General features: G+C 71.9%; 19 protein-coding genes and 1 riboswitch. Of the genes, 10 read left to right on the top strand and 9 right to left on the bottom strand.

All coding sequences use genetic code 11. The annotated features are described in order from the left end of the window. The first annotated feature begins 61 nt into the window (after positions 1 to 61). Entirely contained in the window at positions 62 to 529 is a 468-nt protein-coding gene (locus tag AB0L89_RS14745; RefSeq protein ID WP_365139946.1) for a pyridoxamine 5'-phosphate oxidase family protein, read from the top strand. Between the two features lie 168 nt (positions 530 to 697). Here AB0L89_RS14745 and AB0L89_RS14740 read toward each other — a convergent pair whose 3' ends face one another. Further along, positions 698 to 1,600, bottom strand: coding sequence for a LysR family transcriptional regulator (locus tag AB0L89_RS14740; RefSeq protein WP_365139943.1), 903 nt, complete (start codon positions 1,598 to 1,600; stop codon positions 698 to 700). A 74-nt stretch (positions 1,601 to 1,674) separates the two neighbouring features. Here AB0L89_RS14740 and AB0L89_RS14735 point away from each other — a divergent pair, with 74 nt between their 5' ends. Beyond that, complete coding sequence (locus AB0L89_RS14735; RefSeq protein WP_365139940.1) at positions 1,675 to 2,703, top strand: DMT family transporter; 1,029 nt, start codon at positions 1,675 to 1,677, stop codon at positions 2,701 to 2,703. 51 nt (positions 2,704 to 2,754) lie between these two features. Here the strand turns inward: AB0L89_RS14735 and AB0L89_RS14730 are convergent, their stop codons facing one another. Next, on the bottom strand, positions 2,755 to 4,086 hold the full coding sequence (locus AB0L89_RS14730; protein WP_365139937.1) for an aminotransferase class I/II-fold pyridoxal phosphate-dependent enzyme: 1,332 nt from the start codon (positions 4,084 to 4,086) through the stop codon (positions 2,755 to 2,757). A 128-nt stretch (positions 4,087 to 4,214) separates the two neighbouring features. Between AB0L89_RS14730 and AB0L89_RS14725 the strand changes: the two genes are divergently transcribed. Together AB0L89_RS14725 and AB0L89_RS14720 are read left to right on the top strand one after the other, a co-directional pair. After that, positions 4,215 to 4,925, top strand: a complete 711-nt coding sequence (locus AB0L89_RS14725; protein ID WP_365139934.1) for a pyridoxamine 5'-phosphate oxidase family protein — start codon at positions 4,215 to 4,217, stop codon at positions 4,923 to 4,925. Then, positions 4,925 to 5,566, top strand: coding sequence for an FMN-binding negative transcriptional regulator (locus AB0L89_RS14720; RefSeq protein ID WP_365139931.1), 642 nt, complete (start codon positions 4,925 to 4,927; stop codon positions 5,564 to 5,566). Before AB0L89_RS14725 ends, AB0L89_RS14720 begins: the two co-directional genes overlap by 1 nt. 154 nt (positions 5,567 to 5,720) lie before the next feature. Here AB0L89_RS14720 and AB0L89_RS14715 read toward each other — a convergent pair whose 3' ends face one another. Together AB0L89_RS14715 and AB0L89_RS14710 are read right to left on the bottom strand one after the other, a co-directional pair. Continuing rightward, on the bottom strand, positions 5,721 to 6,692 hold the full coding sequence (locus tag AB0L89_RS14715; protein ID WP_365141036.1) for an EamA family transporter: 972 nt from the start codon (positions 6,690 to 6,692) through the stop codon (positions 5,721 to 5,723). A 246-nt stretch (positions 6,693 to 6,938) separates the two neighbouring features. Then, complete coding sequence (locus AB0L89_RS14710) at positions 6,939 to 7,484, bottom strand: Clp protease N-terminal domain-containing protein (RefSeq protein WP_365139928.1); 546 nt, start codon at positions 7,482 to 7,484, stop codon at positions 6,939 to 6,941. A gap of 199 nt (positions 7,485 to 7,683) precedes the next feature. Between AB0L89_RS14710 and AB0L89_RS14705 the strand changes: the two genes are divergently transcribed. Further along, a complete protein-coding gene (locus AB0L89_RS14705; RefSeq protein WP_079036666.1) occupies positions 7,684 to 7,872 on the top strand; it encodes a hypothetical protein in 189 nt (62 codons plus the stop codon). Positions 7,873 to 7,971: 99 nt separating this feature from the next. On the opposite strand, the gene AB0L89_RS14700 is transcribed toward AB0L89_RS14705, so the two are convergent. Further along, complete coding sequence (locus AB0L89_RS14700) at positions 7,972 to 8,772, bottom strand: putative protein N(5)-glutamine methyltransferase (protein WP_365139924.1); 801 nt, start codon at positions 8,770 to 8,772, stop codon at positions 7,972 to 7,974. A 315-nt stretch (positions 8,773 to 9,087) separates the two neighbouring features. Here AB0L89_RS14700 and AB0L89_RS14695 point away from each other — a divergent pair, with 315 nt between their 5' ends. Further along, on the top strand, positions 9,088 to 9,516 hold the full coding sequence (locus AB0L89_RS14695) for an SRPBCC family protein (protein WP_365139921.1): 429 nt from the start codon (positions 9,088 to 9,090) through the stop codon (positions 9,514 to 9,516). A 154-nt stretch (positions 9,517 to 9,670) separates the two neighbouring features. Here the strand turns inward: AB0L89_RS14695 and AB0L89_RS14690 are convergent, their stop codons facing one another. Continuing rightward, positions 9,671 to 10,318 (bottom strand): PadR family transcriptional regulator, encoded by a 648-nt coding sequence (locus AB0L89_RS14690; protein ID WP_365139918.1) that lies wholly within the window; start codon positions 10,316 to 10,318, stop codon positions 9,671 to 9,673. Between the two features lie 281 nt (positions 10,319 to 10,599). On the opposite strand from AB0L89_RS14690, the gene AB0L89_RS14685 reads away from it, so the two are divergent. Next, a complete protein-coding gene (locus tag AB0L89_RS14685) occupies positions 10,600 to 11,421 on the top strand; it encodes a PhzF family phenazine biosynthesis protein (RefSeq protein ID WP_365139915.1) in 822 nt (273 codons plus the stop codon). A 52-nt stretch (positions 11,422 to 11,473) separates the two neighbouring features. Here AB0L89_RS14685 and AB0L89_RS14680 read toward each other — a convergent pair whose 3' ends face one another. Next, entirely contained in the window at positions 11,474 to 12,256 is a 783-nt protein-coding gene (locus AB0L89_RS14680; RefSeq protein WP_365139913.1) for a type II CAAX endopeptidase family protein, read from the bottom strand. 188 nt (positions 12,257 to 12,444) lie between these two features. Between AB0L89_RS14680 and AB0L89_RS14675 the strand changes: the two genes are divergently transcribed. Further along, complete coding sequence (locus AB0L89_RS14675; RefSeq protein WP_365139910.1) at positions 12,445 to 14,220, top strand: substrate-binding and VWA domain-containing protein; 1,776 nt, start codon at positions 12,445 to 12,447, stop codon at positions 14,218 to 14,220. A gap of 19 nt (positions 14,221 to 14,239) precedes the next feature. Here the strand turns inward: AB0L89_RS14675 and AB0L89_RS14670 are convergent, their stop codons facing one another. Beyond that, on the bottom strand, positions 14,240 to 15,757 hold the full coding sequence (locus AB0L89_RS14670; RefSeq protein ID WP_365139907.1) for a glutamate--cysteine ligase: 1,518 nt from the start codon (positions 15,755 to 15,757) through the stop codon (positions 14,240 to 14,242). A gap of 492 nt (positions 15,758 to 16,249) precedes the next feature. Between AB0L89_RS14670 and AB0L89_RS14665 the strand changes: the two genes are divergently transcribed. Further along, on the top strand, positions 16,250 to 16,834 hold the full coding sequence (locus AB0L89_RS14665; RefSeq protein WP_365139904.1) for a hypothetical protein: 585 nt from the start codon (positions 16,250 to 16,252) through the stop codon (positions 16,832 to 16,834). A 308-nt stretch (positions 16,835 to 17,142) separates the two neighbouring features. Then, entirely contained in the window at positions 17,143 to 17,349 is a 207-nt protein-coding gene (locus AB0L89_RS14660; RefSeq protein ID WP_055703066.1) for a DUF5999 family protein, read from the top strand. Between the two features lie 145 nt (positions 17,350 to 17,494). Here the strand turns inward: AB0L89_RS14660 and gcvP are convergent, their stop codons facing one another. Beyond that, entirely contained in the window at positions 17,495 to 20,383 is a 2,889-nt protein-coding gene (gene gcvP, locus AB0L89_RS14655; RefSeq protein WP_365139901.1) for an aminomethyl-transferring glycine dehydrogenase, read from the bottom strand. 192 nt (positions 20,384 to 20,575) lie between these two features. Then, positions 20,576 to 20,675: riboswitch (glycine riboswitch) on the bottom strand. Positions 20,676 to 20,738: the final 63 nt, after the last annotated feature.

Here is a 20,738-nt window from a genome sequence, read left to right as displayed (position 1 = left end):
CCCTCATTCTTTCCTGACGCACAGTCAGACACGCCTGGCGGGACACCACTCGGGAGGACACATGGCCGTCACGCAGCGCCGTGGCCGCAGGATCATGATGACGCCGGACGAACTCGACGCGTTCCTCACCGCGGAGCGCACCTGTCGGGTGGCGACCGTCTCCCCCGACGGCGCCCCGCACGTCAGCACGCTCTGGTTCGCCTGGGACGGCACCTCGCTGTGGCTGTACTCGATCACCCGCAGCAAGCGCTGGGCCGACCTGCGCAAGGACGGCAGGATCGCCGTGGTGGTCGACGCCGGGGAGGAGTACGGCGAACTGCGCGGCGTCGAGCTTTCGGGCACGGTCGAGTTCGTCGGCGAGGCACCGCGGACGGGCGAGCCCTGCCCCGAACTCGTCGCTCCCGAGCGGCTGTTCGCGCGGAAGAACTTCGGCATGGACGAGCTGCCGCACGACGGCCGCCACGCCTGGGCCCGCCTGACGCCGGACGCGATCGCGTCGTGGGACTTCCGGAAACTGGCGCGGCTGTGACGGCCTTGCCCCGGCGCGACCGCGGTCCGGGACTCCGTCCGGGCACCGGTCCAGGCACCGGTCCGGGTCTCCATCCAGGCACCGGTCCAGGCACCGGTCCGGGTCTCCATCCAGGCACCCATCCCGGCACCGGCCCAGGGCCCAGCGCCTACGGCACCGGCACCGGCCCTAACGCAACCCCGCCCCCGCCGCCCGCAGCGCCCCCACCGCCGCCCTGATCGACGGGCGGCGGTCCGCGTCCGCCCGCCAGACCACGTACACATGCCGCCGCACCCGGTGCCGCACCGGAACCGTGCGCACCCCTTGGGGCATCGGGTCGCGGCCCAACTGCGGGGCCACGCACACGCCGAGCCCGGCCGCGACCAGCGCGAGCTGGGTGTGGTGCTCCTCGGCGCGGTGCGCGACGCGCGGCTCGATGCCCTTGCCGCGCAGCGTGAACATCAGCCACTCATGGCAGAACTCGCCCTCCGCCCAGGTGATCCACTCGTCGTCCGCGAACTCCTCAAGGTCGACCTCGGCGCGGTCGGCGAGGGGGTGCGCCGCGGGCATCGCGACATCGGCGGGGTCGTCGAGCAGGGGCGCCTTGGCCAGGCCTTCGGGGATCGGCAGCGGCTTGTTGTACCAGTCGAGGACCACCGCCATGTCGATGTCGCCCCGCACCACGGCCGCGACCGCGGGCGTCGGCTCCATCTCGTGGCAGCCGACGCGCAGTCCGGGGTGGTCGGCGCGCAGCGCGGTCAGCGTGGCGGGCAGCAGACCGCGCATGGCCGTGGGGAACGCGGAGATCCGCAGTTCGCCGACCGCCTTGCCGCGCTGCTCCTCCAGGTCGGCCTGGGCCAGCTCGACCTGCGAGAGGATCCGCGCGGCGTGCTCGGCGAGCAACCGGCCCGCGTCGGTCAGGCGCACGCCCCGGCCGTTCTTGGCGAGGAGTTGCTGGCCCACCTCCCGCTCCAGCTTCGTCATCTGCTGCGAGACCGCGGACGTCGTCACGTGCAGGCCCGCGGCCGCCCCGCTGACCGAGCCGTGCCGGGCGAGGGCGTCGAGCGTGCGCAGGCGCTCCAGGTTCAACATGTAAGCGATGCTACGCTATACCGCGCAACAAATCTCGCTTGTGCTACGAGATCGTTGAACCCATCGTGGGACACATGAGCACCCTCACCCCGCCGCCCCTCACTCCGCCACCCCCCAGCGCGCCATCCGCCGACACACTCGCCCTTCCCACCACTTCAACCGCTTCTGCCACAACGGCCGCCACCGCGCCCCGGCGCCCCGCCCTCGACTGGCGCGTCCGCTTCGGCATCCTCGCGGCGATCTGGGGCTTCAGCTTCCTGCTGATCAAGGTGGGCACGGAGGGGTACGCCCCCTTCCAGGTCACCCTGGGCAGGCTCGTGTTCGGCACGGCCGTGGTCGCCGCCGTGCTCGTGGTGAAGCGGGAGCGGCTGCCGCGCGGCGTGCGGACCTGGCTGCATCTGACGGTGGCGGCCTTCCTGCTCAACGCCCTGCCGTTCTCGCTCTTCGCGTACTCGGAGCTGACGATTCCGTCCACGCTCGCCGGGATCTGCAACGCGACGTCGCCGCTGTGGGGCATGGCCCTGTCGCTCGTCGCGCTCTCCGAGGACCGGCCGACGCGGCGCCGGGTCGCGGGCCTCGGCATCGGCTTCTTCGGGGTGCTCACGGTGCTCGGCGCCTGGCAGGGCTTCAGCGGCCTGGACCTCCGCGGCACGGCCATGGCACTGCTCGCCTCGCTCAGCTACCCGATCGGCTGGATCTACGTGCGTCGCACCCTGGCCGGGTCCGGGTACTCGAACCTCTCCCTGTCCGGCGCGCAGCTGCTGGTCGCGACCGTCGAACTGGCCGTGGTGACCCCGCTGTTCACCTCGCTGCCGACGCACTTCCCCGTCGTGCCGCTCCTGGCGGTCGTGGCTCTCGGCGCCCTGGGCACGGGGCTCGCCTTCCTGCTCCAGTACGGGCTGGTCGCCGAGGTCGGCCCGACCACCGCGCAGATGGTCACGTACTTCATCCCGGTCATCGCGACCGCCGCGGGCGTCGCCCTGCTCGGCGAGTCCCTGAGCTGGTCGACGCCGATCGGCGCGGTGATCGTCCTGGCGGGCGCGGCGCTCACCCAGTCCCGGCCGCGCGGCCGGTCCAAGGCGCGCGCCACGGCAGCCCCCTAGGGAGCCTCGGAGGGGCGCCCCCGCCGACGCCCCGTCAGCCGTAGCGCCCCATCAGCCGTAGCGCCGCGCCGGCGCCGGCCCCACCGCGGCGGCGACCGCGTCCGCCATCGGCACGATGTCCTCGTCGTCGAGCGCGGCCACGGTGATCCGCACCCCGGGCGGCGCCTCCATCCGGAACCGCGCTCCCGGGGCGACGGCCCACCCCGCGTGCAGCAGCCGCGCGACCGCCCCGGTCTCGTCGGGCACCGGCACCCACACGTTCATGCCGCTGCGTCCCTGCGCGGGCACGCCCCGCTCGGCGAGCGCGGCGATCAGCGCGTCCCGGCGCCGCCCGTAGGACGCCGCGACCACGCGCGCGTCGACGGCACCGTCGGCCCAGAGCCGCACCACCGCACGCTGCACGATCCTGCTCACCCAGCCGGGCCCGAGCCGCTGGCGCCCCTGCACCCGGTCGACGGTGACGGGGTCGCCGGTGAGTACGGCGAGCCGCAGGTCGGGGCCGTACGCCTTGGCGGTCGACCGGACCAGGGCCCAGCTCCGGGTCACCCCGGCCAGCGGGTGCAGCGGCAGGTCGACGATGCCGTGGCCGTGATCGTCCTCGATGAGCAGGACATCCTCGTGCGCGGCGAACACCTTGCGCAGGGCACGCGCGCGTGGCGCGGTGACCGCGGCACCGAGGGGGTTCTGCGCGCGGTCCGTGACGACGACCGCGCGGGCGCCCGCCTCCAACGCCCGCGCCACATCGGCGGGCAGCGGCCCCTCGTCGTCCACGCCGACCGGCACGACCCGCAGGCCGAGAGCCGGGACGAGGTCGAGGAGACTGCCCCAGCCCGGATCTTCGACGGCCACCGCGTCGCCGGGCTTGAGGTGGACGGCGAGGACCCGCTCGATGGCGTCGAGTGATCCGGACGTGACGGCGACGGGACCGGCGGGAATGCCGTCGGCGTCGAAGGCCTCGCGCGCGTACCGCTCCAGTTCCGGATCGACGGCGCTCTCTCCGTAGAGCACGGGTTGCGCGTCGGACTGCACGGCCGCGGCCGTGAACGCCATGACGAGCGGGGGCAGCAGCGCCGTGTCCGGATTGCCCTTGGCGACGTCCCGCACTCCGGGGGGCACGTCCACCCGCATGCGTTCGCGCGCGGTGGTGGCGGGCTTCGGGCGCACGCGACTGCCCCGCCGCCCCGCCGTCTCGATGACCCCGCGCTCGCGCAGCGTGCGATACGCGGCCGCGACCGTATTGGGATTCACGCCCAGCCGGGCCGCCAACTCACGCATGGGCGGCAGCAGTTGCCCGGGTTCGAGGCCGCCCTCACCCACGGCTCGCTCCACGCTCGCCGCAATCTCTGCTGCGCGCCGACCCTCGATCGGATACTCTCCTAGCACAAACCAGATTATGCACTAGTGCAAAATTGACCGCAAGTCGCAGGCGGGGCGCACACGGAACGGCTCATCGAGCACACCCGGAACAGCCCGGCAGGCGCAGACGGATCAGGCCAGTACAGGGAGTAGCCATGCAGACGACGCGGACCACCACCGACACCCCCACGCCGGACAGCGCCGCGTACGCACCGACCGAGCGCACCGTCCCCACCCGCTCCCGGGAGCGCGCTTCCTACGACCACGAGTCGGTGCACGCGATACTCGACGAGGCGTACGTCTGCCACCTCGGATTCGTCCGGGACGGCGCCCCCGTCGTCCTGCCGACGCTCTACGGCCGGGTCGGCAACCGCCTGTACGTGCACGGCTCGACGGGCTCCCGGCCGCTGCGGATGGCGGGTGCCGCCCGGGGCGAGGAGCAGGACCCGGGCCTGCCGGTGTGCCTCACCGTCACCCACGTCGACGGCCTGGTGCTGGCCCGCTCGGCCTTCCACCACTCGATCAACTACCGCTCCGTGGTGGTCCACGGCACCGCCCACCAGGTCACGGACCCCGAGGAGAAGCGGATGGCGCTGGACGCGCTGGTCGACCACGTCGTGCCGGGCCGCTCCGCCGACTCCCGCCCCGCCGACGCCAAGGAGCTCGCGGCGACGGCCGTGCTCCGCCTCGACCTCGACGAGGTGTCGGCCAAGGCCCGCACCGGCGGCCCGAACGACGAGCCCGAGGACATGGGCCTCCCCCACTGGGCGGGCGTCGTCCCGCTGCGCAAGGGCCACGACACCCTGATCCCCTCCGCCGACCTCGCACCGGACATCGAGGTGCCCGACTACCTCGTCGAGCTGTGATGCTGATCCACCCCTGGGACGCGGCCCGCACCGACGCCGAATGGCAACGGTGGCTGGCCGCCCACGACTTCGGGCAGCTCGCCGTGAACGGCCTGCCGGGCGAGCCCCCGCACGTCCAGCCGATGCATTTCGCGTACGAGCCCGAGCCGGGCCCGCACGGCCGGGTGCTCGCCCACCTGGCGCGCCCGAACCCGCTGTGGCCCGCCCTTGAGGCCTCCCCCGAGGTGCTCCTGAGCGTGGTCGACGACTACGTGTACGTGCCGGGCCCCTGGCAGGCCGCCCCGGACACCCCGGCCGAGCACGGCGTGCCGACCAGCTTCTACACGGCCATCCAGCTCCGCTGCACCGCCCGCGTCATCGACGACCCGGCCGGGAAGGCCGACGTCCTGAACCGCCAGATCGGCCACTTCCAGCCGGAGGGCGGGTCCGCGCGGGCCGCAGAGGGCGAGGCACCGTACGGCCGCATGCTCGCCGGCATCCGTGCGCTGTGCCTCGACGTGACGGACGTACGGGCGAAGTTCAAGTACGCGAGCCACAAGCCGGCCGAGGTGCAGGACCGCATCGCCGCCGGCCTCGCGGAGCGGGACGGCGCGCGGGACGCGGCCGCCCTCGCGCATCAGCTGCGCCGTCGCGAGCGCTGAAGCCGAGCGGGCGGGCCTCCTCACGCGGCGGCCCGCACTCCCGGGGTGGCCGGCACTCACGGGGTGGTCCGCCCTCACACGGCGAACCCGCGCACCCGTCACGAGCCCGTCCACCCGTCACGAGCCCGTCCTCATGTGACGGGTTCGCCCCCGCTCAGACCGGAGCCACCTCGTCGGTGTCCTCGGCCGGGCTCCCGTCCGCCGACGGCCCCGGCGCGGGCCGCACGACCTCGTGGACGGCCGGCTCGGCCGGCGCGGACGACTGGGCGATGAGCGCGCCCAGGAGCACGACGGCGCCACCGGCGATCTGCGGCGCCGAGAGGTGCTCACCGAGGACCACCCAGGCCAGGGCGGTCGCGATGACCGCTTCGAGGCAGGCCACGACGCCGGCCACCTGGGGCGAGAGCCTGCGCACGGACAGCACTCCGGTGACGTACGCGACGACGGTCGCGATCAGGACGATCCAGACGAGCAGGGTCCAGGCGGGGACCGTCGAACCGTCCAGGTCCGCGCCGCCCGCGAGCACCGACCAGTCCATGCCCCAGGGCCGCGCAACGACGGTGAGCACGAGGGTCCCGACGAGCAGGCCGTACGCGATGACGCCGAGCGGGTCGGGGGCGCGCTCGCCCGCGTCACTGCCCTGGTCGGACAGGACGAAGTAGCCGACCTGGCAGCAGGCGGCCCCGAGCGCGAGCAGCAGTCCGACGGTGTCGAAGCTCAGCCCGGCCCACACCTCGACGACGCAGGCGAGTCCGCCGACCGCGAGCACCACGCCGAGCGCGGCCGCCCGCGTCACGGGCCGCCGCTGCACGAAGCGCACCCAGCCGAGGACGAGCGCGGGCGCGAGGTACTCGATCAGCAGCGCGACACCGACAGGGATGCGGGAGAGCGCGGCGAAGTAGAACGCCTGGACGCCCGCGACGGCGAGGAGGCCGAACCCGGCGAGCAGCGCGGGCCTGCTGCGCAGCAGGCCGCGGTGGCGCCAGGCCACCGGCAGCATGACCAGGGCGGCGCCCGCCACCCGCAGCCACACCACGTGGAGGGGGTCGAGACCCGCTTCGATCAGGGGTTTCGCCGCGACACCGGAGCCGCCGAAGGCGACGGCGGACACGAGGGCGAGCCCCAGGCCGACGCCCTTCCCACGCCCCGAACGCTCGCCGTGGCCCCCGGAACGACCCGAGTCCCCCCGGCCCGCCCGGCTCTCCTGAATCCCGTCAGACGCTCGCACCGGCACATCATGACAGCCGATGTCATGAGCGTCACTCTTGATGGCGCCTGTCTCAACCGGCGGACGGCACGCCCGCACCGGAACGACGCTCAGCGGTTTCCGCGGCGGGGCTCCCGGCAGACCGCCGTGCCCCGCCGGCCCGACTCAGCCGTGGCCCCCGGACGCGTACTGCCTGCATCCCGCCTCGACACGGCGCAGCAGCGTCCCGACGTCGACGCCGGCCCGCGCGAGGACCTCGACGGCGCGGCAGTCGGGGTCGACGACGAGCCCGGCGAGCAGATCCATACCCAGGGCCCGCGGCTCACCGCGCAGCTCGGCGCGGTCCAGGGCCACCTCCATCGCGGTGGTGGCGGCGGGCGACCAGCCCGCCTCCTTGACCGACGTCACCACCGGTACGGCGCCGGAGTCCTCGACGGTGCCCTGCCACTGCAGGCCGTAGCCGATGCTGCGCTGCACGAGATAGCCGAGGAGCCGCACCACCTGCGCGCCGGTCTCGAAGACGGCGCGCACCTCGGGGTCGGTCTCCAGAAGGGAATGGAGCAGATGGGCGGTGTCGATCTGCCGATCCCCGTCGCGCACGGCGCGCCGGCGCGCGCCGGCGACCACCGACGTCAGCTCTGGGCTGAGCCGGGAGTCGAGTTCCACGTGGGTCGGGTCGGGTTCGGCGCCCGACGGGGTACGGCTTTGCACATCTTCCACCCCATCAAACTCCAGCGGCATATGCATCGGCGGCGGGAAGCATTTCCGCATCCGACGCAGGTTGGGCACCGGTGCGATGGTTGTCCTCCTTACGGATGAGATCTCACCGTAGTTCCGGCCGGGGGCGCGCGCCGCCTTGCTCTACGCCCCACACGCAACCATGGCGCACCGCCATACGTCCCTCACAGGCATGGAGAGCAGGTGCTGGATGGTCGCCCTGCCGGCGATCGACGGCAGGCAGTACGTGTACCGGGTGTACGCACCCGACGACGCCCTGCCCGCCGACCTGTTCTGGGAGGCCTGGCACTGCCACGACGAGGGCCCGTTCCCGAGGGCGTCGGACCTGTTCGACGCGGCGGTGATACGCCGGGTCGGCTGACCGGGGCCGACGGGCGGGGCCGCTCGGCCGCAAGAACGTCAGGCCCCGGAAGGCAGGCCCACGGAACATCGGACCGCCCCACGTCACCCGCCCGGCACGTCAGACACTCCCGCCCCACGTCCCGATGACGACCGTCGCGTACATCTCCTCGTCCTCGACCACCCGCGCCGTCAGACCGGCGCGCTCGACGGCACCGACGGCCGCGGGCACCTGGTCTTCGCTCGTCTCGAAGAGCAAATGACCGCCGGGCGCCAGCCACGCCGGTGCCTCCTCGGTCACCCGCCGCAGCACGTCGAGCCCGTCCGTGCCGCCGTCCAGCGCCACCCGCGCCTCGTGGACGCGGGCCTCGGCGGGCAGCAGGCCGACCTCTTCGGTGGGGACATAGGGGACGTTGGCCAGCAGGATGTCGACACGGCCGCGGAGGCCGCGGGGCAACGGAGCGTAGAGATCCCCCTCGTACACCTCGCCCCCGACGTCGGCGACATTGCGGCGGGCGCAGCGCACGGCCGCCGGGTCGATGTCCGCGGCGTGCAGCTCGACCCGGTCGAGAAGGGCGGCGAGCGCGGCCCCCAACGCCCCCGAACCGCAGCACAGATCGACGACGACGGCTTCGCGCCCGGCGAGCTCTGCGGCCCGGCCGACGAGGAATTCGGTGCGCCTGCGCGGCACGAAGACCCCCGGGTCGACGGCGATCCGCAGCCCGCGGAACTCGGCCCAGCCCAGGACGTGTTCGAGCGGCAGACCGCCCGCGCGGCGTTCGACCATGGCGGCGAGTTCGTCCGGGGTGCGGGCGGCGGAGAGGAGCAACTCCGCCTCGTCCTCGGCGAAGACGCAGCCGGCGGCGCGCAGCGCGGTGACGGTGGTGGAGTGGTGTGCGGTGGAGAAGAGTGAGACCGACATGCGAAGAAAACCTTTCGGGATCCCGATGGGGCTCCCTCGGGTCACCTAGGCCGGGTGAACCGCGCGGTCGTGGAATTCGTCAGAGGGGAGCACCCGACCTGCCATTGCGGTAATGGGTCTCACCTCCCGAACTCGTCGCCCGCGTCCGTCGCGGGGCAAGGGAACAGTACCCCACCTCCGCAGGAGGTGGGCGCCCGAGCGCCCCGGCGGATCTGACGGTTCATCAGTATTGAATGTTCCGGGCCCTGCGGCTACGTTCCGTCCGCGACACCGCAGCTGCGGCTGTCGCAGCACCCGACGGGAAGGGGTGGCCGCATGGCCGAAGTCAGCGCGGAAGCACGGATCGACGCACCCACCGAGAAGGTCTGGGCCCAGCTCACCGACTTCACCGCGTACGGCGAGTGGAACGCCACGCACACGAGCTTCCCCCAGGGCGGCCCCACGGCGCTGGAAGTGGGCGGCACGTTCGTGGAGAACATGAAGCTGATGGGCTTTCCCGCCGAGGTCAACTGGACCATCGAGGAGCTGGAGACCGCCCGCACCCTGGCCATCACCGGCAAGGGCCCGATGGGCGTCACCGTCGGCACCCGCTACCGCCTCTCCCCCGACGGCCCGGGGACGCTGGTCCGCATCGAGGGGGAGTTCACCGGCGCCGCCGTGTCCCTGATGGCGGGCAAGCTGAAGGACTCGGCGACCGCGGCCCTCAACGAGTCGCTGCGCAAGCTCGACGGCCTGGTGACCTGACGCCCGGTCCACGACCAGCCCCTGGCCCCGGCCCGGTGCGCCGACCGCGCACCCCGACCACACGACAGAGGCACCCCGACCACATGAAAGAGGCGCCCCGCACGCATGGTGTGGGGCGCCTCATCTGTGGTGCGGGTCGTCGACCCGCACCACCTCAGTCCTCATCGGCAAGGATCAGGTACAGCTTCTTGCGCGCGTCGTTGATGACGGTGAGCGCCTTCTCGCGCTGCTCCTTGCTGCCGGTCTTCCAGACCTGCCCGAACGCCTCCATCAGACCGAAGCCGGCCTGCCGGATCTCGTTCAGGGTCTCCCAGTCGACGCCGCGCCCGGCCTCTTCCCAAGGCGCGTCGGGACCTTCCTCGGCCGCCTCGGCGCCGGCCTCGGTGAGCGAGAAGAGCTTCTTGCCGCCCTCGCTCGCGCTGCTGATCAGGCCCTCGTCCTCCAGGAGCTGGAGGGTCGGGTACACCGAACCGGGGCTGGGCTTCCACGCCCCGCCGCTGCGCTCGGCGATCTCCTGGATCATCTCGTAGCCGTGCATGGGCCGGTCCTTGAGAAGGGCGAGGATCGAAGCGCGTACGTCACCGCGCCGCGCCCTGCCCCGCGGTCCGCCCCGTCCACCGCGGCCGCCCCAGGGGCCACCGGGCCCGCCGAAGCCGGGACCGAACGGGCCGAACGCACCGCGCCGCCCCTCGAATCCCCCGAAGCCGCCGAATCCTTCGCGGCCGAAACCCTCTCGGCCGCCCTGGTGGCCGCCGCCGTGGCGACCGCGTCCGTGCTCGTGTTCAAAGCCATGGGAACGCATGACGATCACTCCTTCTGAGTGTCTGCTCGAAAATCTCTGACCTTCGATCTCCGATAACCGATCTTTGATCAGTCGCGTCTCTGTCGCGATGCGTCAACGATATATCGGAACTGTCCGGATGGCAATCCCCGGCGAAAGGCGCCACCGACATCCCCCCGGACCGCCGCACGTGCGCCGTACCGCCGGTCGACCCCAGAGACACACCTTCAAAGCCACAAAGCAGTCCAGTAACCCCGAATTGGCCTTACCCCACCCCGATGCGGCCCCCTACCGTCGATCCCATGCCGACTTCCCACCGCATCCGCATCGTCGACGCCTTCACCGACCGCCCCTTCGCGGGCAACCCGGCCGGGGTCCTCCTCCTCGACGCGTTCCCCGACGACACCTGGCTCCAGCAGGTGGCCAGGGAGGTCAACCACGCCGAGACCGCCTTCGCCCACCCCCTGCCCGCGGGCGGCGACGCGGACTGGGCGCTGCGCTGGTTCACGCCCGCCACCGAGGTCGACCTCTGCGGTCACGCCACTTTGGCCACGGCCCACGTCCTGCACACCACGGGTGCCGCGGCGGGCACCGTGCGCTTCGCCACCCGCAGCGGCGTCCTCACCTCCACCGCGCACGAGGACGGCACTCTCGCCCTCGACTTCCCGACGGCCCCGCTCACCGCCACCGAGGTCCCCGACGGCGTCGCCGAGGCCCTGGGCGCCGGGCCGCTCACCGCGTACGACACCGGCCGGAACCTCGGCGACCTGCTGGTCGAGCTCGCCGACGAGAAGACGGTCCGCGCCCTCACCCCCGACCACAGGGCCCTCGTGCGCCACTCCGAGCGCGGCATCATCGCCACGGCACGGGCCGCGGACCCCTCGCGGGGCTACGACTTCGTCTCGCGCTGCTTCTTCCCGCGCGTCGGCATCGACGAGGACCCGGTGACGGGCAGCGCCCACACCGCCCTCGCCCCCTTCTGGTCCGAGCGCCTCGGCCGCACGGAGCTGACCGGTCTGCAGGCCTCGGCCCGCACCGGCCTGGTCCGCACCCGGCTGGAGGGCGACCGCACCTTCCTGACGGGCCGTGCGGTCACGGTCATCGAAGGCGAACTCTTCGCCTGACGCGACCGGGAGGGGCGTATCCCGGCGCATCCCCGCCACAAGGTGACGCTGCCTACGAAGGCGTAGGCAGCCACCCCACCTTCCCCGCGAGCAGCGCGTACCCGACGAACGCCCCGATGTCGAGCAAGGAGTGGGCCACCACCAGCGGCCCCACCCGCCCCCACCTGCGGTAGAGCAGCGCGAAGACCACTCCCATCGCCAGGTTCCCGAGGAACCCGCCGATGCCCTGGTACAGGTGGTACGAGCCGCGCAGCACCGAGCTGCCGATCAGCGCGGCCATCGGGGTCCACCCCAACTGCCCGAGCCTGCGCAGCAGATACCCGACGACGATCACTTCCTCGAGCACCGCGTTCTGCACCGCGGACAGCACGAGCACCGGGTACTTCCACCACACGTCGGGCAGCGCCTCCGGCACCACCGTGAGGTTGAAGCCGAGCCCGCGGGCGGCCAGGTAGAAGGCGATCCCCGTGCTGCCGATCAACGCGGCGATCGCGGTGCCCCGCCCCAGGTCCGGCCAGGGCCGCGAGCGGTCGAATCCGATCGTCCGCAGCCCCGCCCCCTCACGCAGCAGGAAGTGCGCGACCAGCGCGACCGGCACCAACGCGCTCGCGATTCCGAACAATTGCCATGCGAGATCAAGCCATGGCCGGCCCGGCGCCGCCGACGCGTTCATCGTGGCCGCCTGATCCTTCAGGCCGCCCGGTTTGGTCACCGATCCGACAAAGCTGATCAGCGCGGACACTCCGCTCGCCCCGAGCGAGAGGGCCAGGACGAGCAGCGTCTCGTCCCTCAGGATCCGCCGCGCGGGCCCGTCCGCCGGAAAAGAACCAGCCATCGCCCCCGGCTCGTCTTGCACGTGCGCCTCCAGTTGAGTAATCCCGCCTCATCCCCATCCTCGCCCCGCTAGGGTCTCGAAAGAAGTTACGAAGATCGTGCGCGACAGGCCGAGGGGGACGGACGCCGATTTCGGGCGTACCGCCCCCTCTTTCCTTGCTTCATCATTCAAGGAGGGGCACCACCGCCATGGGACGTCACAGCTTGCCCGATGAGGACGGGACGGGTGCGCCCGACCCCCGACCGCGCGCCCGCGGCCGCACGGTCGCCATCGCCACGGCTCTCGTACTCGTGGTGGCCGGAGGCACGGCGGCGGCGGTCCGCGGCGGGCTGCTCTCCTTCGGCGGCTCCTGCGAGGACGACGCAGTACGCCTCGACGTCGTCGCGGCGCCCGATGTCACCCCCGCCCTGCGCAAGGCCGCCGACACCGCCCGCGAGCAGGAGATCACCTCGGACGGGCACTGCATCGACGTCCGCGTGACCGCGCGCGACTCGTACAAGGTCGCCGACGAACTCCGCGCGGGCAAGGACGACCCGGGGTACGACGTGTGGGTCCCGGACTCCGACCTATGGGTGCAGCGCGTGGGCCTCGGCACCAAACAGACCAAGATCTCCCCCGCCGGCAACATCGCCTCGTCGCCCGTCGGCGTCGGCATGATCCCCTCCGCCGCCGAGTCGATGGGCTGGCCCAAGAAGACGTACGCCTGGCCGGAGTTGACCATGGCCGCGTTGAAGAGCGACAAGCTGCGTCTGGGCGCGGCCGACCCCGCGCGCAGCGCCACCGGGCTGCTCGCCCTGGCCACACTGGGCGCGTCCGCCAAGAAGCAGGACGGCAAGGAGGGCGACACCCGGGCCGCCGCCATGGCCAAGGCCCTCGCCAGCCGCACCACGGACAGCGACGGCCTGCTCCTGGACACCCTGGCCCGCGACGACTCCGGCACCGAGCAGGGCAACCCCCGCCGCAATCAGGCGGTGATCCTCTCCGAGCAGGCCGCCTTCGCGCACAACGCGTCGGCGGGCGAGGAGAACAGCATCGACCTGTTCTATCCCACGGACGGCTCGCCCCGGCTCGACTATCCGTACACGCTCGTCGAGGACGACAAGATGTCCACCGACCTGAGCCGCGCGGCCCTGCGCTTCATGACGATGTTCAGCGACGCCGACGGCCAGAAGATCCTGACGGACCACGGCTTCCGGACCGACCCCGACCAGCCCTCCGACCGGCTCGTCACCGCCGCGGGCGGCCGCACCCCGCAGCCGTACGCGGACGAGGCCACCGACCCGCCCACGGACAAACAGCTCCAGGAGACCCTGGGCATGTGGACGATCACGGTGCAGAGCGCCCGACTCAACACGGTCGTCGACGCCTCGGAGTCCATGAACCAGCTCGTCCCGGGCCGCGCCCAGTCCCGCATGGAGGTCACCAAGTCCTCGCTGCTGCAGGCGCTCGCGGGCTTCACCGACGAGGACGAGATCGGCCTGTGGGAGTTCGCCACCGGGCTCGACGGCACCCGCGACTACCGCAAGCTCCAGCCGACCGAACGGCTCGGCGACCGCAAGGGCAACGCCACCCACCGCGACAGGCTGGCGGCGGCCTTCGGCGACCTGCAGCCCGTGCCGGGCGGCGCCACCGGCCTGTACGACACCACGCTCGCCGCGTACAAGGAGGCCAGGTCGACGTACGCGCGGAGCAAGTTCAACGCCCTCGTGATCCTGACCGACGGCGCCAACCAGGACCCGGGCAGCATCTCGCGCAGCTCCCTCATCGCCCAGCTGGAGGAGCTCTCCGACCCCAAGAAGCCGGTGCCGATCATCGCCATCGCCGTCGGCCCCGCCGCGGACAAGGACGAGGTGCAACAGATCGCCGCGGCGACCGGCGGCTCCGGTCACCAGGTCGACGACCCGGCGCAGATCCACGCGGTCATCCTGAAGGCCATCATGGAGGCCGGCAGCACCCAGGGCTGACCCTCGCGCGCCCGGGGACTCAGCCCAGCGGCACCGGTTCCGGCAGCCCCACGGGCCAGGTGTGCACCGGTTCGCCCTCGTGCATCAGCTCGAAGTACCGCTTGGTGGTCGCGGCGAGCGCGTCCTCCCTGCCGAGCCCCCTCTCCAGGGCCCGGTGGTAGGTGGCCGCCTGCCACGACGCGCCGTTGACCCGCCGCCGGCACCGTTCCTCGATCACCCCGAGGTACAGGTCCCGGTCGGCGGGCTCCACGCCCCACGCGTCCAGTCCGGCGGCGGCCAGCGGCAGCAGTTCGTCGCGCACGAGCTGGACGGCCGCCACCTCGCCGACGCCGCCCAGTCTGCCGCGCCGCGGCCACAGCAGGCGGGCGTCGATGCCGTGGCGGCAGGCGGCGTCGAAGTTGCGGGCCGCGGCCTCGAAGGGCAGCCGCGTCCACACGGGCCGCGCCTCCTCGGCCAGCGCCCGCACCAGCCCGTAGTAGAAGGCGGCGTTGGCGATGACGTCGGTGATGGTGGGGCCGGCCGGCAGCACGCGGTTCTCCACGCGCAGATGCGGTACGCCGTCGGCGATGCCGTACACCGGGCGGTTCCAGCGGTACACGGTGCCGTTGTGCAGGACGAGTTCGCCGAGCCGCGGCACCCCGCCCGCGTCGAGGACGCCCAGCGGATCCTCCTCGTCCATCAGGGGCAACAGCGCCGGGAAGTACCGCAGGTTCTCCTCGAAGAGCTCCAGCGGTCCGGTGAGCCAGCGCTCCCCGAACCAGGTGCGCGGGCGCACCCCCTGGGCCTGGAGCTCGGGCGGCCGGGTGTCGGTGGACTGCAGGAACAGCGGCGGCCGTGACTCTCGCCACAGCTCGCGGCCGAACAGGAACGGCGCGTTCGCGCCCACGGCGATCTGCGCCGCGGCGATCGCCTGCGCCGCGTTCCACACGTCCGCGAACCGGCCCGGCGTGACCTGGAGGTGCAGTTGCACGGAGGTGCACGCCGCTTCGGGCGCTATCGACGCCGACGTGCAGGTCAGCCGCTCCACACCGTCGATGTCGAGGACGAAGCGCTCACCGCGCGCCGCCACGATCTGGTCGTTCAGCAGGGCGTAGCGGTCCACGTCCGAGAGGTTCGCGGAGACGAGATCGGCGCGGTTCAGGGTCGGCAGAATACCGATCATGACAATTCCGGCGGAGAGCTCGTTCGCTTTCCGGTGAGCGTAGTTGAGACCCGTGCGCAACTCTTCGGCGAGCTGGTCGAGAACGCGTCCGCCGAGCCGGTGCGGGGCAATATTCACTTCCAGATTGAACATTCCGAGTTCGGTCTGGAAATCACGGCTCGCGATCCGCTCGAGAACCTGCGCATTCAACATTCTCGGAAGCCCGTCGGGACCGGCCAGATTCAGCTCGATCTCCATGCCCATCAGATTCTTCGGGCGGTCGAACCGCTGCTCCTCCAGCAGCCGCTCCAGCCCCGTCAGACACTCCCGGAGCTTCCTTCGGTAGTGGTGCCGGTCGGTCAGGTCGAACGTGCCCGCCACGACCTTCTCGCCCATCGAAGCGTCCTTCCTCGATCGGGCAGCCACCCGTCCGGCCGCTGTGTACGGGGGATGATGCCCAGGCAATGTGATCGATAACGCCCCGCGCGGGACCATGAACCAGTAGTCTCGACGGAGTTGCACCGCGGCACATTCACCAGGCATGCGGCATGGTGAAGATTCGCTTCCGAGATGCCTGGTCAAAAGTACCGGCGAAATCCGGCCTACCGCACATCTCGCGAAATGCGAGGTGGCGGAAGCGGGGCTCCCGCGAAATCGGGAGAAATCCCTCACAAGGACGACCGGTTGAGGTCTTGCTCGGAATATCCACCGCGCCTAGAGGAAACACGGCCCGAACCCGACTCGTATAAACTCCGCAATCTAGGCAGAGAGTTGGCGCTCGCGGTCCCCGGCCCCCGCCCCTCTGACCCAGATGTCCCAGAGCTGACAGCGCCGTCACGCACCCGCCCCTGCTCCACCGTGCCTGTCGAACGAGAGAGGCGACCCACCATGCCGCTGCATGTCCCCCCGGCTCCCGCGCCCGCCCTGCGCAGCGTCCTCGCGGCACTCGGTTCCCCCACGGCCGTACGCGAGGCCCGCACCCCGTCCCTGCGTGCCGCGCAGGGTCCAGCCAGCCCGGAACTCCCGCTGCCCGTCCACGTCCTGGACCGCATCACCCCGGAGGGCACCTCACCCACCCGCCTCGCCGGCTGGCGCTTCCTGATCCGCTGCGGCGAGCGTGCCGTCGCGGCGGCCGACACGATGCTCACCCCGGACGGCTGGGCCTTCTCGCACTTCTTCGAGGGCCCCTACATCGCCTCCACCGAGCGGGCCCTGCGGCATGCCGAGGCGATGCCGATGCCGTGCCAGCCGCGGCTGCTCTCGGTGCCGGAGCTGTACATGCTCACGCTCTGGCTGCACCGCGACTGCTCGGACGACGGCGCGCAGGGCGTGCTGGCCGCCACCGATCTGCTCGTGCCGCTCGCGCCCGCCCCGCCCGGCATCGCGGCCCACCGCCCGCACCGCGTCGCCGAGCTGCTTCCGATGCTCAACCACCGTCTGACACCGGCACCGCTGCTGGGCTCGCCCGCCTGACGGCTCCCTCTCGCCTCTTGTGCCCCGCCGCCTTTGGGCCGCGGGGCACAGCTCTGCCCCCACCCAAGTGGACTAGCCCGCATGGGCCACCCCGAACCACCCGAAGAGACAAGCAAGTTGGGCTGAACCGTCCGGCCGGGTGATACGTCCTTAAGCAGTAGGAGCCGCTGCAGCAAAATCCCTGCGGATTGACAGTCCATGGGGCAACACTGGGATCGGACCGATTACAACGGGGGGCGGTCATGAACACCGCATCGAGTCACAGGACAGACGTCACCACCATCTCACCGCAGCGAAAGAACCCTTCCATGTGCCAGCACCAACCACCGTGCCCGACAGCCGACTCCGCCGACCGGGAAGCCGCCTTCCTCATGGCGAGCCACCCGGAGCAGGGCTGGAGCCTGCTGTGCAACGGCGTCCTGCTCTTCGAGGACACCGGTGAGCTGCTGCCGGACGGCCAGATCATCGCCCCGCACCGACCGCTGGGCACCGACCAGGTCATGACAGCGGCTTGAGCACACCGGCACACAGCCGATCAGGGCGCACAGCCGCACGACCGCACCACCGAAAAACACAGCACCACCGAAAGACGAGGGGCCGGCCCGGAGAAGATCTCCGAACCGGCCCCACCGCATGCCCGCCTCGCACGGGCGCGGTGCATCAGTCCTCGTACGCATCCAGCGGCGGGCAGGAGCAGACCAGGTTCCGGTCGCCGTACGCCTGATCGATGCGGCGCACCGGCGGCCAGTACTTGTCCGAGGCGGAGACGCCGGCCGGGAAGACGGCCTCCTCACGGGTGTAGCCGTGCTCCCACTCGCCGCCCAGCGCGGCGGCGGTGTGCGGCGCGTTGCACAGCGGGTTGTCGTCGGCGGCCCACTCGCCGGAGCCGACCTTCTCGATCTCCCGGCGGATCGCGATCATCGCGTCGCAGAACCGGTCGATCTCGCCCAGGTCCTCGCTCTCCGTCGGCTCGATCATGAGCGTGCCCGCCACCGGGAACGACATGGTCGGCGCGTGGAAGCCGTAGTCGATGAGCCGCTTGGCGATGTCGTCGACGCTGACACCGGTCGCCTTGCTCAGCGGCCGCAGGTCGATGATGCACTCGTGCGCGACGAGCCCGCCGGGGCCGGTGTAGAGCACCGGGTAGTGCGGCTCCAGGCGCTTGGCGATGTAGTTCGCGGAGAGCACCGCGACCTGGGTGGCGCGCTTGAGGCCCTCGCCGCCCATGAGGCGTACGTACGACCAGGAGATCGGCAGGATCCCGGCGGAGCCCCACGGCGCCGCGGAGATCGGACCGACGCCGGTCTCGGGGCCCGCGGCCGGCTGGAGCGGGTGGTTGGGCAGGTAGGGCGCGAGGTGCTCGCGCACACCGACCGGGCCGACGCCCGGACCGCCGCCGCCGTGCGGGATGCAGAAGGTCTTGTGCAGGTTCAGGTGCGAGACGTCGCCGCCGAAGTGACCCGGCTTGGCGAGGCCCACCAGCGCGTTCAGGTTGGCGCCGTCGACGTACACCTGACCGCCGGCCTCGTGCACCTGGGCGCAGATGTCGGCGACGTGCTCCTCGAAGACGCCGTGCGTCGACGGGTAGGTGATCATCAGCACGGACAGCTCGTCGCGGTGCTTCTCGATCTTGGCGCGCAGGTCCTCGACGTCGATCTCGCCGTCGTCGGCGGTCTTCACGACGACGACCTTCATGCCGGCCATCACGGCGCTCGCGGCGTTCGTGCCGTGCGCGGAGGACGGGATGAGGCAGACGGTGCGCTGCTCGTCGCCGTTGGCGCGGTGGTAGCCGCGCACCGCGAGGAGCCCGGCCAGCTCGCCCTGCGAACCGGCGTTGGGCTGCAGCGAGACCTTGTCGTACCCGGTCACCTCGGCGAGCCGCTCCTCCAGCTCACGGATGAGCGTGAGGTAGCCCTGCGCCTGCTGGGCCGGGGCGAAGGGGTGCAGCTGGCCGAACTCGGGCCAGGTGACCGGCTCCATCTCGGTGGTCGCGTTGAGCTTCATCGTGCAGGAGCCCAGCGGGATCATGCCGCGGTCGAGCGCGTAGTCGCGGTCGGCCAGCCTGCGCAGGTAGCGCAGCATCGCCGTCTCGGACCGGTGCTCGTGGAAGACCGGGTGCGTGAGGTAGTCGTCGCCGCGCAGCAGGCCCTCGGGCAGCGCGTCCGCGGTGTCGGCATCGAGTGCCTCGACGTCGGCCTCCACCCCGAAGGCACCCCACACGGCGGCCAGTTGCTTCCGCGTGGTGGTCTCGTCGCAGGCGAGGGAGACGTGGTCGGCGTCCACCGGGTGGACGTTCACGCCGGCCTCGCGGGCGGCGGTGACGACCTCGTCGGCCTTGCCGGGCACGCGCACGGTCAGCGTGTCGAAGTACGCGCCGTGGACGACCTCGACGCCACCGGCGGTGAGCCCGGCGGCGAGCAGCGTCGCGTACCGGTGGGTGCGCCGCGCGATCGACTTGAGGCCCTCGGGCCCGTGGTAGACGGCGTACATACCGGCCATGACCGCGAGCAGCACCTGGGCGGTACAGATGTTGCTGGTGGCCTTCTCACGGCGGATGTGCTGCTCGCGGGTCTGCAGCGCCAGCCGGTAGGCCTTGTTGCCGTCGGCGTCGACGGAGACGCCGACGAGCCGGCCCGGCAGGCTGCGCGCGAACTTCTCGCGCACGGCCATGTATCCGGCGTGCGGGCCGCCGAAGCCCATCGGCACGCCGAAGCGCTGCGTGGTGCCGACCGCGATGTCGGCGCCGAGCTCGCCGGGCGAGGTGAGCAGCGTCAGGGCCAGCAGGTCGGCGGCGACGGTGACGACGGCACCGATCTCGTGCGCCTGGTCGATGAGCGGCTTGATGTCGCGTACGGCACCGGAGGCGCCCGGGTACTGGATCAGCACGCCCACGACACCGCGCTCGACGACCTCGGCGGGGATGCCCGCGCTCAGATCGGCGACGACGATGTCGACACCGGTCGGCTCGGCGCGGGTCCGGATGACGGCGACGGTCTGCGGCAGCGCGTCGGCGTCGACGACGAAGACGCCGTTCTTGACCTTGCCCATGCGCCGCGACAGGGCCATGGCCTCGGCGGCCGCGGTGCCCTCGTCGAGCAGCGAGGCCCCGGAGGTGGGCAGGCCGGTCAGCTCGGCGACCATCGTCTGGAAGTTCAGCAGCGCCTCGAGCCGGCCCTGCGAGATCTCGGGCTGGTACGGCGTGTAGGCGGTGTACCAGGAGGGGTTCTCCATGACGTTCCGCAGGATGACCGGCGGCGTGAAGGTCCCGTAGTAGCCGAGACCGATCATGGAGTCGAGGACCTGGTTCCGGTCGGCCAGGGAGCGCAGCTCGGCCAGCACCTCGGCCTCGGTGCGCGCACCGGGCAGCGCGAGCGCCTCGGCGTTCTTGATCACATCCGGCACCGCGGCGGCGGTCAGCTCGTCGAGCGAGCCGTACCCGACCTGGGCGAGCATCTTGGCCCGCGCTTCCGCATCGGGCCCGATGTGCCGCTGCTCGAAGGGGATGCCCTGCTCGAGCTCGGAGAGCGGGATGCGATTGGTGGCAGTCATTGCGGAGGCCTCCTGGTCTGCGCGACCTACGAGGGGTACCACGGCGCGGGTACCCGGACGGCCTCCCCCTCTGTCATCTCAACCTGAGAGCTTCACAGGCCCGTCCAGTCCAGCGACAGATCTGCTTTCACCGTCGGTGAGGAAGGGTCCGGATCGTGCCCGCCCGACGCCCGCCCTGCTTTCCAGAGTGACCTCGTCCGTGCGGTACGGGTGCCTGAGAGATTCCGGGGAGGATTTGCTCCTTCGGCGCCTCCGGAAATCACGTCCCGGAGAGCTCTCCCGCACGGGGTCAGCAGCCAGCCGCCAGCCTACCAGCGAGGACAACGGCCGATCCTTCGAGTGGCCACCTGCCCCG

The organism is Streptomyces sp. NPDC052114, assembly GCF_040680155.1.
GTDB lineage: Bacteria > Actinomycetota > Actinomycetes > Streptomycetales > Streptomycetaceae > Streptomyces.
The sequence above is the reverse complement of the archived record's forward strand: the minus strand, read 5'-3'. Positions and strand labels throughout refer to the sequence as shown.